This window comes from Myxococcales bacterium (genome assembly GCA_016703425.1).
Lineage (GTDB): Bacteria > Myxococcota_A > Polyangia > Polyangiales > Polyangiaceae > JADJCA01.
Genome location: JADJCA010000013.1, coordinates 51,483 through 67,851 on the forward strand (window position 1 = coordinate 51,483; position 16,369 = coordinate 67,851).

14 protein-coding genes are annotated in these 16,369 nt (G+C 69.3%); 9 read left to right on the plus strand and 5 right to left on the minus strand.

Going from position 1 to position 16,369, the window contains the following annotated elements; all coding sequences use genetic code 11:
* Positions 1-9 precede the first annotated feature (9 nt).
* A complete protein-coding gene (gene uvrA, locus IPG50_25195; protein ID MBK6695480.1) occupies positions 10-2,928 on the plus strand; it encodes an excinuclease ABC subunit UvrA in 2,919 nt (972 codons plus the stop codon).
* 24 nt (positions 2,929-2,952) lie between these two features.
* Here the strand turns inward: uvrA and IPG50_25200 are convergent, their stop codons facing one another.
* Entirely contained in the window at positions 2,953-3,711 is a 759-nt protein-coding gene (locus tag IPG50_25200; protein MBK6695481.1) for a YkgJ family cysteine cluster protein, read from the minus strand.
* A 116-nt stretch (positions 3,712-3,827) separates the two neighbouring features.
* Here IPG50_25200 and IPG50_25205 point away from each other — a divergent pair, with 116 nt between their 5' ends.
* From IPG50_25205 to IPG50_25220, 4 genes are all read left to right on the plus strand, one after another.
* Positions 3,828-4,226 carry a hypothetical protein gene (locus IPG50_25205; GenBank protein MBK6695482.1) on the plus strand — a complete coding sequence of 133 codons (399 nt, stop codon included), beginning with the start codon at positions 3,828-3,830 and terminating at the stop codon, positions 4,224-4,226.
* A gap of 67 nt (positions 4,227-4,293) precedes the next feature.
* Positions 4,294-4,473, plus strand: a complete 180-nt coding sequence (locus IPG50_25210; GenBank protein ID MBK6695483.1) for a hypothetical protein — start codon at positions 4,294-4,296, stop codon at positions 4,471-4,473.
* A 90-nt stretch (positions 4,474-4,563) separates the two neighbouring features.
* On the plus strand, positions 4,564-5,394 hold the full coding sequence (locus IPG50_25215; GenBank protein MBK6695484.1) for an arsenite methyltransferase: 831 nt from the start codon (positions 4,564-4,566) through the stop codon (positions 5,392-5,394).
* Positions 5,391-6,008, plus strand: coding sequence for a sigma-70 family RNA polymerase sigma factor (locus IPG50_25220; protein MBK6695485.1), 618 nt, complete (start codon positions 5,391-5,393; stop codon positions 6,006-6,008). The genes IPG50_25215 and IPG50_25220 overlap by 4 nt, the downstream gene beginning before the upstream one ends.
* A 32-nt stretch (positions 6,009-6,040) precedes the next feature.
* Here the strand turns inward: IPG50_25220 and IPG50_25225 are convergent, their stop codons facing one another.
* Both IPG50_25225 and IPG50_25230 read right to left on the minus strand, forming a co-directional pair.
* Entirely contained in the window at positions 6,041-8,602 is a 2,562-nt protein-coding gene (locus IPG50_25225; GenBank protein ID MBK6695486.1) for a U32 family peptidase, read from the minus strand.
* 132 nt (positions 8,603-8,734) lie between these two features.
* The gene (locus IPG50_25230; protein MBK6695487.1) at positions 8,735-9,274 is read right to left on the minus strand and encodes a hypothetical protein; all 540 of its coding nucleotides are present in this window, start codon (positions 9,272-9,274) and stop codon (positions 8,735-8,737) included.
* A gap of 131 nt (positions 9,275-9,405) precedes the next feature.
* Between IPG50_25230 and IPG50_25235 the strand changes: the two genes are divergently transcribed.
* Positions 9,406-10,407, plus strand: a complete 1,002-nt coding sequence (locus IPG50_25235; GenBank protein ID MBK6695488.1) for a cytochrome c — start codon at positions 9,406-9,408, stop codon at positions 10,405-10,407.
* A gap of 29 nt (positions 10,408-10,436) precedes the next feature.
* Here IPG50_25235 and IPG50_25240 read toward each other — a convergent pair whose 3' ends face one another.
* Together IPG50_25240 and IPG50_25245 are read right to left on the minus strand one after the other, a co-directional pair.
* Complete coding sequence (locus IPG50_25240; protein ID MBK6695489.1) at positions 10,437-11,537, minus strand: SH3 domain-containing protein; 1,101 nt, start codon at positions 11,535-11,537, stop codon at positions 10,437-10,439.
* Positions 11,538-11,688: 151 nt separating this feature from the next.
* Positions 11,689-12,756 (minus strand): alpha/beta fold hydrolase, encoded by a 1,068-nt coding sequence (locus IPG50_25245; protein MBK6695490.1) that lies wholly within the window; start codon positions 12,754-12,756, stop codon positions 11,689-11,691.
* 190 nt (positions 12,757-12,946) lie between these two features.
* Between IPG50_25245 and IPG50_25250 the strand changes: the two genes are divergently transcribed.
* The 3 genes from IPG50_25250 to IPG50_25260 are packed head-to-tail and all read left to right on the plus strand — an operon-like array spanning position 12,947 to position 16,333.
* The gene (locus IPG50_25250) at positions 12,947-15,511 is read left to right on the plus strand and encodes a VWA domain-containing protein (protein ID MBK6695491.1); all 2,565 of its coding nucleotides are present in this window, start codon (positions 12,947-12,949) and stop codon (positions 15,509-15,511) included.
* Between the two features lie 34 nt (positions 15,512-15,545).
* Positions 15,546-16,100 carry a hypothetical protein gene (locus tag IPG50_25255; GenBank protein ID MBK6695492.1) on the plus strand — a complete coding sequence of 185 codons (555 nt, stop codon included), beginning with the start codon at positions 15,546-15,548 and terminating at the stop codon, positions 16,098-16,100.
* Positions 16,097-16,333, plus strand: coding sequence for a hypothetical protein (locus tag IPG50_25260; GenBank protein ID MBK6695493.1), 237 nt, complete (start codon positions 16,097-16,099; stop codon positions 16,331-16,333). The genes IPG50_25255 and IPG50_25260 overlap by 4 nt, the downstream gene beginning before the upstream one ends.
* The last annotated feature ends 36 nt before the right edge of the window (positions 16,334-16,369 follow it).

Sequence of the window (16,369 nt, forward strand, 5' to 3'; positions counted from 1 at the left end):
GCCGGGCCCGTGACCGCTCGCCCATCTTCCCGCTCCACCGGTCCCTCCACCGTCGACACGCTGTCCATCCGCGGCGCACGCGAGCACAACCTCGCCGGCATCGAGGTGTCGATCCCGAAGCACAAGCTCGTGGTCTTCACCGGCGTCTCCGGCTCAGGCAAGTCGTCCCTCGCCTTCGACACGATCTACGCCGAAGGGCAGCGTCGCTACGTCGAATCGCTGTCGACCTACGCGAGGCAATTTTTGGGGCAGCTCGAGAAGCCCAAATACGATCACATCCGGGGCCTCTGCCCGACGGTCGCCATCGAACAGAAGACCGCGTCGTCGAACCCTCGATCGACGGTCGGCACCGTCACTGAGATCTACGACTACCTGCGCGTGCTCTTCGCTCGCGTCGGCGAGCAGCGCTGCCACCGCTGCGGCGGCGCGGTGCAAGGCCGGAGCGCCGGCGAAATCGCGACGGAGCTCGCGTCGCTCCCCAAGGGCACCAAGCTCCAGCTCTTCGCGCCCGTCATCGAGCACCGGAAGGGCGAGTTCAAAGACGTTATCGATGACTTGAAGCAGAAAGGCTTCGTCCGCGCGCGCATCAACGGCGCCATCGTTCGCCTCGAAGAAGCGCCGGCCCTCGACAAGCCGAAGAAGCACACCATCGAGCTGGTCATCGACCGCCTGACGGTCGACGACGAAGCGCGCGCGCGCCTCACCGACGCCGTCGAGACCTCGCTGCGCGCCGGCGGCGGCCGCATGATCGCTGAGCTCGAGGGTAAGGGCGCCCGCGTGTTCTCCGAAGAGCGCTCGTGCCCGAAGTGCAAGACGTCGCTCCCCGAGCCGACGCCGCAGATGCTCAGCTACAACTCCCCGCTCGGCATGTGCCCCGACTGCAGCGGCCTCGGCACGCGCCTCGAGGTCGACGCCTCGCGGGTCGTCCCCGATCCGTCGCTCACCATCGACGAAGGCGCCGTTGAGCCGTGGCGCAACGTGGCCGAAGGCTCCGGCTGGACCGGCCGCATCGTCCACGCCCTCACGAACAAGCTCGGCGTCCCGCGCGACGTGCCCTGGAAGAAGCTCCCGCCGAAGAAGCGCGAGCTGCTCTTGTGGGGCACCGGCGAGACGCGCATCGAGGTCGAGTGGACGGGCAAGCACAGCCAAGGCTCGTGGGCCATGCGCTGGGAGGGCTTGTGCCCTCAACTGATGCGCCGCTTCGAGGGCACGAGCTCCGATGCGATGCGTGAGAAGTACAAGAAGTACCTAAGGGAGGCGCCCTGCCGCGGCTGCAAGGGCGTGCGCCTTCGGCCCGAGGCGCGGGCCATCTTCCTCGGGGAGACGAGCCTTCCCACGGTCCTCGGCATGACCATCAAGGCGGCGCGCCGCTTCTTCGGAGAGCTCGAGCTCGAGGGGGCGCGGCGCGAGATCGCGTCGGAGGCGCTCAAGGAGATTCGTCACCGGCTCGACTTCTTGCTCGACGTGGGCCTCGAGTACCTGACGCTCGAGCGGGCTACTGCGTCGCTGTCCGGCGGGGAGGCACAGCGCATTCGCTTGGCGGCGCAGCTCGGCAGCGAGCTGTCGGGCGTGATGTACGTGCTCGATGAGCCGTCCATCGGCCTTCACCCGCGCGACAACATGCGCCTCGTCGCGACGCTCGAGCGGCTCCGCGATCTGGGCAATAGCGTCATCGTCGTCGAACACGACGCCGAGACGATCCTCGCGGCCGATCACGTGCTCGACTTTGGCCCCGGCGCGGGGCGCCTCGGCGGCCACGTGGTGGCGCAAGGTTCACCGGCCGACATCATGAAGGCGAAGGGCTCGCTCACGGCCGAGTACCTCTCTGGCAAGAAGACCGTCTGGACGCCGCACCCGCGCCGCACACCGTCGGGCTTCATCACCGTCAAAGGCGCTCGAGAGAACAACCTTCAGCGCATCTCGGCGCGGTTCCCCCTCGGGGTCCTGTGCGCCGTCACCGGCGTGAGCGGCGCCGGCAAGTCAACGCTCGTGGGCCAGATCCTCGAGCCTGCGCTGCGCAATCACCTGATGGGCGCCGACGAGAGCGTGGGCGCCCATGACGACCTCGAAGGCATCGACGCCCTCGACAAGATCATCGTCATCGATCAGCAGCCCATCGGTCGAACGCCCCGCTCAAACCCGGCGACGTACACGAAGCTCTTCGACCTGATTCGCGACGTCTTCGCGCAGACGAAGGAGGCCCGAGCGTTCGGGTACAGCGCCGGTCGATTCTCCTTCAACGTCAAGGGCGGCCGCTGCGAGGCCTGCGAAGGCGGCGGTGTTCGCGCCATCGAGATGCACTTTTTGCCCGACGTCCATGTCACCTGCGAGACGTGCAAAGGCAAGCGGTACAACGAGGCGACGCTCCGCGTGACCTTCAAGGGCAAGAACATCGCGGACGTCTTGGCGATGTCGGTAGAAGACGCGCTCACGCTCTTCGCCAACGTGCCCCCGGTCGCGCGCATTCTCGCGACGCTCTTCGAGGTGGGCCTCGGCTACATCGCCCTCGGGCAACCGGCCACGACGCTCTCCGGTGGCGAGGCGCAACGCATCAAGCTGTCACGCGAGCTCTCACGACGCGACACGGGGCGCACGCTCTACGTGCTCGACGAGCCCACGACGGGCCTCCACTTCGAGGACGTCAAGCGGCTCCTCTTGGTCTTGGAGCGACTCGTCGACGCGAAGAACAGCGTGCTCGTGGTGGAGCACAACCTCGACGTCATTCGCGCCGCCGATTGGCTCATCGACTTGGGCCCCGAAGGCGGCGCCGGTGGCGGCCTCATCGTCGCCGAGGGCACGCCAGAGGCGGTGGCTCGCGTGAAGGGCTCGCACACGGGTCGCTTCCTCGCCGCGGCGAAAAAGGTCGCGAGGACCGCTGCCGGCACGCCTCGCGCGGGCGCAGCGGCGAGCACCTCAGCGCCGTCTTAGCGGCGCCCGACGCCGACGCGAGCCTCAGCCAATCACCGGCAAGCGGCGCATGCGCGGTGGGATGGCCTTCGCGGAGAAGACGCGCTTGCCTTCGTACCAATCGGCGACGACCTTCTCGCCCGACAGCGCGTGGTGGAGCGCGCCGTGAAAGTCGATGTACCCGCCTTCGTAGCCGAGCGCCGTCGCGCCCTTGTCGAGCCCGTGCATCGTGGCTTGCGCTCCGTGGTACCGACGGCGATCGGCGACCTTTCCGGTGGCCATGCCGTCTTCGAGCCAGGCGCGGCAGGGCTCCGACGTCGTCGAGGTCACGCTGCGGCACGCGAGCGGCCGGATCTCGTAGATTCGGCACGCGTCCTTGTCGTCCAAGAAGTTGCAGCGCACGGGCGTCGAGTCCTCGGGGCCACGCTGCTCGACGACCTTCCGCAAGCCCTCGACGAACTCCGCCTGCACCTCCGGGGAGTAGCGCGCACGAATCTCCGTGGCCAAGTGCACCATCTCGAGGGCTGTCGTGCCGACCTTTTGGTGGCAGCAGTAGTAACAGCCGGCGCTGCAGGCCACCGGCGTGCGCTCGTCGGTGAAGCCCATGGCGAAGTTGATGGCGTTGTCCATCGTCGCGGCGACCGTCTCAGGGGTCACGCCGGGTTCCAAGATCTGCGCCGCCGAGGCGGCTTCGGCGTTGTAGATGCGCATCCAGAGCGTGGGGGCGTCGGCGGTAACCTCCTTGCCCGGGGCTTTGCCTTGGCGCGCTTGGGCCTCGACGGTGCGGCGTTGCTTGCGATTCATGGCTCTCCGTTCATACCACGCCCGGACGCCCCGACGGCGTAGCGGGCGATGGTTGCTTCGAGGTCGCGCAGACGCGCCCGTGGCCAGGGCCCCGAACGCCTGGCACACTGTGTACCGTGGAAGAGCAGGTCCCTACGTGCCAGGGCTGCGGCGCGCCGCAAGACGGTAACCGAGTCCTCTGCGTGTATTGCGGTGGCGGCTACTCGGAGGAGTTGCTCCGGACCGCCATCCCCTGCCCCGCGCCGCTGTGCCGCGTGCCCAACCGCTTCGGCCTCCACCACTGCGCACGATGCCAGGCGTGGCTCGTCGTGGCGTGCGTCTTCTGCGGTGCCACGAGCCCATGGAATACGCCTGCGTGTCTTCAGTGCGGCGAGGGATTTCAGGGCGCGCCGGAGCGGAAGGCGGCGCGCGAAGCGGCGGCGCAACGCCAAGAGAACCGGGAGACGGCGTCGGTCGTGGGCGACGTGGCGGCCACCTTCCTCGGGGCCGTCGTCGGCGTCATGCTGGACGACTAACGGCGCGATTCGCTGCGCGATAGGCCTCGGGCGGGCGCGCGCGGCGGCCCGATGCTACGACGCAGAGATGCGGTCTTGCGTTGCTCTCGCGCTGGCCCTCTTCGCCTCCGCTTGCGCGCCGCTCCCGACCTACGGTGGACACGAGCTCGGTCACCCGACGATGGCGCCCGAGGACGACACGACGGGCCTCCAGGCTCATGTGCGGGCTCGCACCGAGGGCGCCACTGGCCGTCTCGGTCGCCCTTGACCCGCCGGCGCCCGGTTCCCGCCGATTAAGTCTGCGTCCTTTCCAACGGGTCGTCGTCTTCAGAGGCAGGAGGCCATCATGACCGAGAAAATGGGCGCCAACGCGGCGCATGAAACCCGCGCGATTGTGCGCGAACAATACGACGCCGTCGCACGCTCCAAGGGAACCGCCGGCTGCGGCATCGCCTGCTGCGTGCCAGGCGCCGACGCGAGCCTCAAGCTCGGCTACACAGAAGACGAGCTCGCCGCCGTGCCAGAAGGCGCCAACATGGGCCTCGGCTGCGGAAACCCCCAGGCCATCGCGGCGCTCGCGCCAGGAGAAACGGTGCTCGACCTCGGCGCCGGCGGCGGCTTCGACTGCTTCTTGGCGGCCAAGCGCGTGGGTCCCACCGGTCACGTGATCGGCGTCGACATGACGGCCTCGATGGTCGAGAAGGCGCGGGCCAACGCGCGCACGTTGGCGACGACGAACGTCGACTTCCGGCTCGGCGAGATCGAGCACCTTCCCGTCGCGGACGCGACCGTCGACGTCATCCTCTCGAACTGCGTCATCAACCTCAGCCCCGACAAGGGCTCGGTCTTTCGTGACGCGTTCCGCGTGCTCAAGCCCGGCGGCCGCTTGGCGATCTCGGACGTCGTCAGCCTCGCAGCGATGCCCGAGGCGCTCATGAAAGACGTGCTGGCGCTGACCGGGTGCGTATCCGGCGCGGCCACGGTGACCGAGGTCCAGACCTTGCTGGCGGAGGCTGGCTTCCGAGACATTCGCGTCGTCGTCAAGGAAGAGAGCCGCGCTTTCATCCGCGACTGGATGCCTGGGTCCGGGGCAGAGAACTTCGTGGCCTCGGCCACCATCGAAGCGGTAAAACCCGGGGGCAAATCCTGTTGCGGCCCCGCCTGCTGCGCGCCAGAACAAGCATCATGATTGACGCGCGGGCCGAGGAGAGCTGGCAGGAGCTCGACCGCAAGCTTCGCCCCTTCGTCGCGCGGCGCGTGCCCCCGCGCGACGTCGACGACGTCTTGCAAGAGGTCTTCCTACGCGTGCAGCGCGGCGTCGGCACGCTCCGCGACGACGACCGCTTCGGGCCCTGGGTTTACCAGGTGACACGCACGACCATCGTCGATCACCAGCGCGTCGCGGCGAGGCATCCGCTTCCGAAGGACGCCGGCACGGCCGAACCTCTCGCGATCCCCGACGACGACAACGGCATCGAGGAGGAGCTGGCCACGTACGTGGCCGGTTTCGTCGCGATGTTGCCGTCTCCCTACCGCGAGGCGCTGACGCTCACCGAGCTACAAGGCGTCTCGCAGAAAGAAGCGGCGGCCATGCTCGGCATCTCCGTGTCGGGCATGAAGTCGCGCGTGCAACGCGGGCGGCAGCGACTCCGTCAGCTCTTTGAGGCGTGCTGCCTCATCGCACTCGATGGCCGGGGCCGCGTCGTCTCCTGCGAGCCGCGCCCCGATCCAAAACTCCCATGCGGCACGTGCTTGGAGCTGGCGAGCGAGCCCCCGCCGCCGCGCGAAGCACCGACGCCCTAGCCTCCGCCCTAGCCTCCGCCCTAGCCTCCGCCCTAGCCCAGAACGCGCAACGAGCCGCGCACCACGGCCGTCGCCGGATCGCTGCGGAGCGCGCGCCACGCTTCCGTCGTATCGGTCTCACGGTCGAGCAAGCGGCGATACGTGGACACGAGGTTCAGCACGCTCGCCGCGCCTTCGCGCACCAGCTCAATGCGGTAGCGCCTCACGCCGGCCGCCAAGAGCGGTGGGACGATGTCGGCGGCGCTCTGCGCGCGCGCATGAAAGACCGTATTGCGACACCCCACGTCGGCCTCGACAGGATGGTCCATGCCCGCGCGATCGCGCAGCGACACCTTGTGCTTCTCGCAGGGCCTTCCGCACGTCTTGTGATCGCGTCCCTCCGAGAGAAGCGCGGCGATGGCGCAGTGCTCCATGTGAAAGAGCGGCATGGGATGGTGCACGACGACCTCTGCGTAGGCGCCGAGCGGCCCGGCGAGCCACCGCGTGAGCTGCGCCGCGTCGAGGTCGTAGGACGGCACGAAGGCGGCCGCCCCGCGCGAGAGGAGCTGCGTGGCCGTGAGCGTGTTGGTGGCGTTCAGCGAAAAGTCCGCGACGGCAAGGGGTGCCTTGCCGCCTTCGCCCTTCGAGTGGCCACGCGTCCGCGCCGTGAGCTCATGAAGCGCTCCTAGACCGCGCACGAGGACCATGTCGGGCTCGAGGCCCGAGAGGTACTGATCGATCTTCTCTTCCTCTGGCTTGCGAATGCGCGGCGGCGCCACGCCGATGAGCGGCCGAGGGCGCGATGCGTCGCTCGAGGCGGAGCCGTCGCGCGGCTCGCGCAGGCGTTCGCGCAGCGCGCGCAGAGCCTTGCCAGTGCCGAGCAGCTCGAGAAAGTCGAGGTACACGCCGTCGGCGCCGGCCGCGAGCGCTGCAAAGGCTTGCTCTTCCGTTCGGCACAAGACGAAGAGCCCGGCTGGCGGCGGTGCCTGTCGGGCAAGATCCACGGACGCGCTCGACGTCAACTCCGAGGCCGTGATCGCCGTCGCGGCGTGCGCGTGTTCCACAGGACGAAGCAGCTCCTCGACGAGCACGCGTCGCGCCTTCTTCAGCGCCGAGGGCGGCACGAAACACGACTCCGGCAGCTCGAGTGTCACGTGCCGCAGCGAGAGGGGCGTCTCGCCAAAGGACACCTTCTCGCGCACGAGGGCTTCGTCGAGGCCGCGCCCCGTGGCCGGCGCGACGGGCGCGTCGCCGAAGACGCGCGCCACGCGGCCGTCGTCGGTGCGCGCTTCGAGCTCGAAGGGCTCTCCCATGCGGCCGCGCACCATGAGATCGACAGCGCGCCCCGAAGCGCCGCGTTCCGCTGTGAGCACCCGTGCGGCGCGCTCCTTGGCCGGATCGTTCGTCAGGAAGACGCGCCGGCCCGGCGTGGGCATCGCTCTCACGTCAGGCCCGAGCCAAAGACGCGCGGCGCCAACGCTCGCCGAAGCCACATCGCGATCGCCCTGACGGATCGACCACACGCGGCCGCCCACTTCGCCGGCGCCGCCAAAGCCACCTTCCACGAGGATGCCGTCACCGCGCGCTACGGGACGCTCGAGCGTCACGTCGAGCCACACGCGATCGCCGGCCCGCGTGACGTCGCGGAGCGCGCCCAGCGGAAGGCCGCGGTGATCGCACGCGCGCGCCTCGACGAGCCGCTGGTGGTCAACGCCCGCGAGAAAGCCGGGCCCCGAGCCTCGCGTGAACATCTGAAGGGCCAGCTCCCGTTCGGCCTCGGTGTCATGGGCATCGCCGTCGCTCATGCCGATCGCTGCATCGACCGCGTGACGGTAGAGCGTCGTGGTGGCGGCGACGTATTCGGGGCCCTTCAAGCGCCCTTCGATCTTGAGCGAGGCCACGCCCAACGCCACGAGGCGTGGCACCAACGCGCTTGCCTCCAGATCCTCCGGACTCAAAAGAAACGCCCGCTCGCCGAGATCGCGCTTCTCGCCGTCGACGACCAGCTCGTAGGGCAACCGGCACGCTTGGGCGCAGGCGCCGCGGTTGGCGCTGCGGCCGCCGATGGCTTCGCTCGTCAGGCACTGGCCCGAGTAGGAGATGCACAGCGCGCCGTGCACGAAGACCTCGAGCTCGACCGTCGACGCCGCACGAATGGCCTCGATGTCGCGGAGCGAAAGCTCGCGCGCGAGGATGACGCGAGAGGCGCCGAGGGAGCTGGCGAGCTCGACGCTCGCGGCGTCGGTGCACGTCATCTGCGTCGACGCGTGCACGGGCAACGTCGGCGCGACGGCACGGACGAGCGCGAGGAGACCAAGATCCTGAACGATGACCGCGTCGACGCCGGCGGCGGCACACGCGCGCACCTGCGACTCGACGGCCGCGAGCTCGTCGTCAAAGACGAGCGTGTTCAGGGTGACGTAGCCCTTCTTGCCGTGGTCGTGGAGGAGCGGCATGGCGTCGGCCAACTCGGCCGCCTCGAAGTTCTGCACGCGCGCCCTCGCGTTGAAGCCCGGCAACCCGAAGTAGACCGCGTCGGCACCGGCGCGAACGGCTGCCTCGAGGGAGGCGCGATCGCCGGCGGGCGCGAGGATTTCCGGGCGGCGGACTGTCATGGTCGCGGGCTATAGCACGCGCCGCGCGCGGTTGCCCCCGCGGCCCGGGCGAGTTCGCTGTCGGGACCCCGCGGCGTCACCGCCTCCCCGTCAACGCCCACGCTTCAACGCCCACGCTTCAACGCCCACGCTTCAACGCAGGAGCGCGAGGGCCGAGCCAGCGGCGAGGCACGAGACGAAGACGCCAAAGGCGAGCGCGAGGCTTCGGCTCGTGTGCAGGCGCGCACGGGCGTCGCCCGACAGCTCGATGAGCGTCACGCGCTCGGCGTCGGCGTCGACGAGGAGCACGCCGCTCGTTTGGAAGGCGAGCCCGTATTCGAGGATCTGCCGGCGGGTCGCTGGCAAGTCCAGGCGCGGCGCGTGGGCCCCGGTCTTCACCTCCGCGAGGTAGCGGCGGCCTCGCCGCTCGACCAAGTAGTCAGCCCGCACGTCGAACGCACTGGGGGCGCCGTCGACGAGGAGGGCGTAACGCGCGCGGGGCTGAACGTGGGTGATCGCGTAGCCGTGCCCCTCGAGGAGCGTCGCGGCGCGCCGCTCGCCTTCCGCCGCGTGCGCGAAGCGACGGCGAAGCGCTCGGCGACGAAGGACTCGCCGAGACCATGCGACGACGAGAGCGAGAACCAGCGCGACCAGAAGCGCGAGAGCGAGGGCCGGCGCGAGAGCCTCGAGCACGGGCTCACGTTACGCCCCGTCCGGGCGGCGGGCCGAATTTCGGGCCCCTCGCCAGCGCCCAAATTTCCTCCTTCACGCGCGAAAGGCCGGGCTGATAGCGTGCGCCTTTCGCGTTTCAGAGGGGAGGGACCGTGCGAAAGATTCTTCGGGCCTTGGTGGCCGTCGTCTTGCTCGTCGTCGTCGGCATTGTCGGCTTCGTTGTCTACGTGAGCCTCACCTACGAGCGTGACTTCAGCGGCGTGCCGCTACCCGCGCTGACGGCGAGCAAGGATCCGGAAGTCATCGCGCGCGGGGCCTACCTGACGCACGCGGTGGCCCACTGCTCGGCCTGTCACGGGCCCGGCGAAACGGTCACGCAGCACAAGCTCGCCGCCAACAAGGACGACCTGCGCGGTGGCTACGTGATGAAGGCCGGCCCCTTTGGGACCTACTATCCGGCCAACATCACGCCGGACTTGGAGACGGGCATTGGCAAGCTCTCCGATGGGCAGCTCGCGCGCATCATTCGGCACGGCGTCAGCCCGAGCGGGCGCTTCGACGCCTTCATGGCTTTTGCGGTCGGTCCAATGTCGGACGACGATCTCGTGGCCGTCATCTCGTACCTCCGGAGCATTCCGCCCATCGCCAACCCCACCAAGAAGGACGAGTGGGGCTTCGTCGCGAAGGCGCTCGCCTCGCGGTTCTCGCCCCGGATGGAGCAGTCGCCGCCCTACGCGCGGCCGGGCGCCGAGGCTAGCCTCGAGCGTGGCGCGTACCTCGCCGCAGGCCCGGCCCTTTGCCGCGGCTGCCACTCTCCCTACGACGCCATGGCGGGCTTCAAGCTGAGCGGCGTGCCGTTTAGCGGCGCCGGCGAAGCGGAGCCCGACGGCACCGATCCGAACTACGAGATCATCGCCCCAAATCTCACGCCCGGCCCTGAGACTGGCGCCCTCGCGTCGATGTCGGAGGACGGCTTTCTCAACCGAATGCGTGCCGGTCGGAGGCACGCGGGCTCGACGATGCCCTGGGAGAACTTCGCTCAAATGACCGACGCCGATCTGCGGAGCATCTTTCGCTACTTGAAATCACTGCCACCAACGCGGCGATCCGTCGGCGAGACGCGGCGGCCGGCGGGGACGAAGATCCCCGGCTGATCCGCGCTCCCGCGAAATCCAGCGCTGACTCAGCGTCGCTTGTCGCGAATGAACTCGATCATCGTCGCGACGCCATCGGCCCACTTGCCGGCGCCGGCCGCGGCGAAGTGTTCACCGTCGCTGCCGCCGTAGGGCAGCGGCAGATCCATGACGAGGTTGCCTTGCGCGTCGTGCACCACGACACCCGACGCGTCGACGCGCGGCATCATGCGGCTGTCCATGACGAAGCACCTGCCACCAGCGTGCTCGGCGATGAGCTGCCACAGCTCGTCTTGACTCTCCTGCGAGTGCGCGCTCGTGCTCGCGTTCGGCGCACCGAGCCAGAGGCACGCGTCGGTCTTGCCCTCGATTTGACGAAGCATCGTCTTGATCTGGTTGGTCACGTCCGCACGGCTCCGCCCGAAGAGGTTCGTCCCCTGCTCGATGACGAAGAGGCTCGGGTGATCGCTCAGGATCGCCGATAGCTTCGGGACGCAAGGGCCCGACTGGCCTCCGCGCGAGCACGAGCGCCGCGGCGGCGTCGGCGACGTCTGCGTGTAACCCCAGGTGGCGGCTTGCGTCGGCGTGTCATCGAACCACCAGTTCGGAGAGCTGGCGCTCGCCGCGAAGAGCGAGATGGGAATGCCAGAGGCCGTCATCCGTTCGACGACGTGTTCGCCAAGGAAGCCAAACGACGCGTGCGCATTGCCACCGTAGTCGCTGTGCGAATCGCCGATGTACGTGACGCGGAAGTCGGCGGACGCAGGCCCTGCGCTCGGTGTTCCGCCGGCGCTCGTGCCGCTCGAGGGACTCGCCGCGGTCGCGAGCGCCAGGTGCTTCGCCGAGGCAAAGCCGGTCCGTCCGCCGTGGGTGACGGCGTAGAACCCGTTCTGCGCGTCGCCACCGACGGCGAGGAGCTCGGTCCCCTTGGGCACAACGCGGAGCACGTTGGTGCTGATCTCGGGCGACGAGCGAAAATTGAGGTTCGCCGTCGTCTTCAGCTTGGTGCCCGCTGCCAGCGTGCCGGTGAGGGCGCTCGTCAGCGCCGCGTCGTCCTCCTCGGGCACGTCGGACGCGTCCGCGGACGCGCAGCCGGCGACCGCCGAGCAAGAGGCCAGCGCGGCGACCACCGCGAGCGAGCGCATGAGCATGGGACCTGCGTAGCAACGCGGGTGCCGCGGCGAACGTTCCACTCGCGCGAAAGATATCCACAAGGTGCGCGAGCTAAGGTGCCCAAGCGCGCGGGCAGGCGTTGACGACGCCGACGCCGGTGGGGCCCCGATGACCCAAGTTGTCGCGGACTCAAGACGCGCGCAGCGCGCGATTGAACATGTACTCGTCCAGGGACACCTCACCGCGGGAACGGGCGGAGTCGGTCTCGAGGAAGCGCACGACGTCAAACCACAGCGACGACTCGAAGCGCGGGCGAAAGAACGAGAAGTGGCCCAAGCGGCCGCCGTAGTCTTCCGGTTGCAGATGGCATCGCTCCACCGGCGCGCTGGACAAGAGGGCCGCGAGCGCGTCGACGGCCGCCGCCGGCGCGTACCGATCGTCGTCGAAGCTGTAGAGACGCGTGGGCGCTTTGAAGGTCGCGAGGCGCTCGCGGAAAGGACTACCAACGTCGCCAGCGTAGTAGCCCGGCGAAAGGCACCAACGCGCCCATTCGCGCGCGACGCCTCGCGGCAAGTCTTCGCCCCCCACGAGGCTCATGGGCCAGAAGCCCAAGGCGCCGGTGGTGACGGGGATGAGCCCCGCCATGAGCGCCGTGTACGCCTGCCGCGCCGGCGCTGGGTAAAGGCGAAGGTCGCCGAGCTGCGCGCCGACGCCCACGAACTTGTCGATGAGATCAGCGTTCGGGATGAGCCCCACGGCCTGCCCGCCGAAGGAGTGACCCACGAGGGCGAGCTCGGTCGCGCCGAGCGCGCCCTTCGCGTAGTCGAGGACACCCGCCAGGTCTTGCTCCGCCCACTCGCTCATCGTCGCGCGGAAACCGCGCAACGACCCGATGCGAGAGCCGCCAATGCCGCGATAGTCGAAGGTGACCACGTCGAAGCCACGACCCGCCATGAAGCGCGCGAAGCGCCGGTAGAAGGTCCGCGCCACACCGGTGGCGGGCGCCACAACAACGACGCGCCGGCCGTCGGTCTCGTGCCCGCTGCGCTTCGCGCGGTGCAACGTCGCTGCGAGCGGAAAGCCGTCGCGCGCCGCGATCAGGACGGCCTCGTCTCGTTCTCCTTCTCCCGGCACGTCTCGCACGCCCGTTCGCGCCGCGTTTTCGATGCGGCTCCCGCCCGCGCGGTCTTCGTTCGCGGAGCCCTCGTTCGTCGGGCCCGCGCTTGGTTGGATCGCGTTCGTTTGGATCGGCGCCATGGATGACCTCCACCTCGATGTAACCACTGGTTACATACTTTGGGTCGCGTTCCCGTTTCGTCAACGGGGCGGCGCTCCTTTTGGGTTCTCGTACGCCGAAAGCCTTCTTGATTCCGACACTTCCGCGATTCGAAGAAAAAGGTGATGCTCCTTGTCACAAGCGATGGGGGTTCTGCGTTGGTCCTCTGAAATGGAGGAACTTCACATGATCCCGTCGCTCTCCGCCGCCGCCATGATCTCGACCCACGCTCCGCAACCTGCCGTCTCGGGGGTGCTCGTCTCGGTTGAGAGCCTTGGCGCACTTCCCCTCACCGCCGTGTCGGCCACGGCCACTTGCGCCGCGGGCATTGCCCGCGTCGTCCTTCGCCAACGCTTCGAGAACGACAGCGCGTTGCCGCTCGAGGTGACCTACTCGCTGCCGCTCCCGGCCGAGGCGGCCGTGAGCGGCTTCGCCTTCACGCTCGGCGAGCGCCGCGTCGTCGGTGAAGTCGACCGGCGCGCCTCGGCCCGCTCGCGCTACGAGCATGCCCTCGCGACGGGCCACACGGCGTCGCTCGTTGAAGAGGAGCGCGACACGCTCTTCACGCAGTCGCTCGGCAACGTGCCGCCGCACACGGCCATCGACGCGGAGATCACCCTCGACCTGCGCCTCCGCTACCTCGACGAGGGACGTTGGGAGCTCCGCCTCCCGACGACCGTCGCGCCGCGCTACCTGAGCATCGCGGGCCGCGTGCCCGACGCCGACAAGATCGCCCAAGCGGTCGCCGACGGCCCGCTGCCCTTGCGTCTTCGCCTCGAGGCCGACATCGGCGACACGACCGACGGCCACGTCGAGTGCCTGTCGCACGACATCGTGACGGAGGCGCGCGGCGCTCGCGCGGCGGTCCAGTTCAAGGCCGCCGACGGCGTGCCGCTCGATCGCGACGTCGTGCTTCGCTGGAAGGCCGCGACGTCCGACGCCGCCGCCACGCTCGTCTGCGGTCGTCCCGTTGACGACAAGGCCGCCCACGCGAAAGCCGCCGGCTCGAGCTATGCGGCCATCGCCGTCACGCCGCCGCTCGGGCTGAGCGCCCCCACGCCACGCGATCTCGTGCTCCTCCTCGACACGAGCGGCTCGATGCACGGCTTGCCCATCGAGCAGGCAAAACGCGTCGCTTTCGCGCTCGTCTCGACGCTGAGCGACGCCGACACGCTTGAGATGATCTCGTTTTCGAGCACGCCCCAGCGATGGAAGCGCGGCGCGACGCGCATGGACCGGCGCGGGAAGGAGACGGCCATGGCCTGGCTCTCGGGGCTCCACGCTTCCGGCGGCACCGAGATGAAGGACGCGATCCTCGAGGCCCTCGCGCCGGTGCGCAAGGACGCGCAGCGCCAAGTGGTCCTCGTGACCGACGGTCTCATCGGCTTCGAACAAGAGATCGTCCGCGCCATCTTGGAGGGCCTCCCGAAGGGCAGCCGCGTGCACACCGTCGGCGTCGGCACGTCGATCAACCGCACACTCACGGGCGGCGCAGCGCGCGCCGGCTCCGGCGTCGAGGTGATCGCCGATCCGTTCGAGGATCCGGAGCGCGTCGCCGCGCGCATCTTGCCGCGCACCAGCGCGCCGCTCGTCACCAACTTGCGCGCGTCGGGCCACGGCCTTCGGCGCGTTGCACCGGAGAAGCTCCCCGACGTCTTCCGCGGAGCGCCCCTCGTCTTCGCGGCAGAGTTCGCGCCGGAAGGTGGGACGATCGTCATCGAAGGCGACACGGCGAGCGGGAAGTTTCGCCGCGAGGTCGCCGTACCGAAGCTCGCCGCAGGCGAAGGTTCGGCGAACGCGGAGAAGCTCTTCGCACGAGAGCTGGTCCTTGATCTCGAGATGCGCGCAGCGGCGGGTCATTCGGTCGACGGCGAGCTCGAGGCGGTAGGCCTCGAACACCAAATCGCGACGCGGCTCACGTCGTGGATCGCCGTCACCGAGGAGAAGACGGTTGACGACGGCGGCGCAGGCCCGTTCCGCAAGGTTCGCATGCCGCACGAGCTGCCGGCGGGTACGGCGGCGGAGGCCTTCGGCCTACGAGCAGCGGCGCCCACGCAGGGTGCTTTCGGTGGCATGCCCGGCGGCGCGATGAGCTTTGCTACGGGCGCCCCCCCCGCGATGGACGCGGCCGCGTTTGCGCCGCCGCCAGCTCCGAAGGGCGCGGTGCGGCAGTTCTTGTCGCGAGCCCTTGGTGGCGGCGGCGCGGAGTCGAAGAAGATGAAGAGCGCCGGCGGACCGCCTCCGCCGCCCGCGGCTCCCGCACCGGCTCGCGGCGCGCCTCGCTTGCGCGAACAATCGGAGCGCGAGAAGGCCGACGACGATGACGTGCGGAGCCTCGTCCGGGCGCCGGCCGAAGCAAAGGCCGACGCGATGTTCGACGCGAGCGACGCGAAGGAGGAGAGCTTGTCCGAGAGCGCCGCTAGCGCCCCCGGCCAAGGGGTCAGGTTCCTCCGCGGCACCATCGTCGCGCGCGTCGACGGCCGCATCATCGTGACCCTCACCGCTACGACGACGGAGGGCGCGGTGTTCGCGTCGAGGCGCGACCTCGTCTGGGTCGTCCTCGCGAACGGTGAACGGCGCCGCGCGCGGCTCGCCGTCCCGCCGCCCGCGAGACTCGAGGCCGGGGAGTCAATCAGGCTCATCGTGGAGCTCGATGCTGAGTCCTTCGGTGTGGCCCTCACGCAGCTCGAGCTCGAAGACGGCGCGATCGTCGTGACGTTGGACGCGAAACGGTAACAAGCGGCCTTCCCAGACGACGCGGAGCAGAACCATGGACGACACGGACATCGAGCTTTCGAGCATCCAAGGCGGAGACGCCGCGGCGTTCGGTCGCTGGATGGGCCGTGTCGAACCAACGCTCCGCCTCTCGCTTCGTTCCTTTGCCGCAAGCGTGGACGTCGAGGCCGTGCTCCAAGAGGCGCTCTTGCGCACCTGGAACGTGGCACCCGACGTTCAGTCCGACGGCAAACCCAACTCGCTCTTTCGCGTCGCGCTTCGCATTGGCCGCAACTTGGCCATCAGCGAGGCGCGGCGCGCGCGGCGTCATGCGCCGGAGGAGCTGCTCGCGAGTTTGCCCGACGACGCGTCCTTACCACACGATCCCATGCTCCTCGCGCGCGTCATGGATTGCCACAGCAAGCTCCCCCAAAAGCCGCGCGAGGCGCTCGATGCGCGGCTCGCGTCAGCCGGCGGCGAGGCCGATGAGGTCCTGGCGGCGCGCCTCTCGATGCGGCCCAACACGTTTCTTCAGAACTTCACGCGGGCGCGGAAGTTCTTGCTCGATTGCCTCGGCGCCATGGGCGTCGACCTCGCGGAGCTGACATGACCGACGAGCCGCTCATCGAAGCCGTCACGACCGCCCACCGCGAGCGGGGCCCCGACGGCACCGTTCGGTCGCATCGCGCCTGGCACGATCTCGACGACGCCGGCCGACGGGAAGCCTTCGAGCGCGCCCGCCAATCGCGCCTCCTCGAGGCCGCCCTCGATCCCGAGGGCCTCTCGACCACCGCCCGCGCCATCCTGTCCCGCCTCCTCCCCCGCCGCGCCCCCTCCCCGTAAACGTGCCCGTCCACGCTCTCGCTCTCGCTCTCCCTC

Coding starts and splice junctions, on each gene's coding strand:
- IPG50_25215 (MBK6695484.1), top strand. CDS start 4,564: ATGGGCGCCAACGCGGCGCATGAAACCCGCGCGATTGTGCGCGAACAA.
- IPG50_25240 (MBK6695489.1), bottom strand. CDS start 11,537: ATGCTCATGCGCTCGCTCGCGGTGGTCGCCGCGCTGGCCTCTTGCTCG.
- IPG50_25250 (MBK6695491.1), top strand. CDS start 12,947: ATGGAGGAACTTCACATGATCCCGTCGCTCTCCGCCGCCGCCATGATC.
- IPG50_25225 (MBK6695486.1), bottom strand. CDS start 8,602: ATGACAGTCCGCCGCCCGGAAATCCTCGCGCCCGCCGGCGATCGCGCC.
- IPG50_25210 (MBK6695483.1), top strand. CDS start 4,294: ATGCGGTCTTGCGTTGCTCTCGCGCTGGCCCTCTTCGCCTCCGCTTGC.
- IPG50_25245 (MBK6695490.1), bottom strand. CDS start 12,756: ATGGCGCCGATCCAAACGAACGCGATCCAACCAAGCGCGGGCCCGACG.
- IPG50_25200 (MBK6695481.1), bottom strand. CDS start 3,711: ATGAATCGCAAGCAACGCCGCACCGTCGAGGCCCAAGCGCGCCAAGGC.
- IPG50_25255 (MBK6695492.1), top strand. CDS start 15,546: ATGGACGACACGGACATCGAGCTTTCGAGCATCCAAGGCGGAGACGCC.
- IPG50_25220 (MBK6695485.1), top strand. CDS start 5,391: ATGATTGACGCGCGGGCCGAGGAGAGCTGGCAGGAGCTCGACCGCAAG.
- IPG50_25260 (MBK6695493.1), top strand. CDS start 16,097: ATGACCGACGAGCCGCTCATCGAAGCCGTCACGACCGCCCACCGCGAG.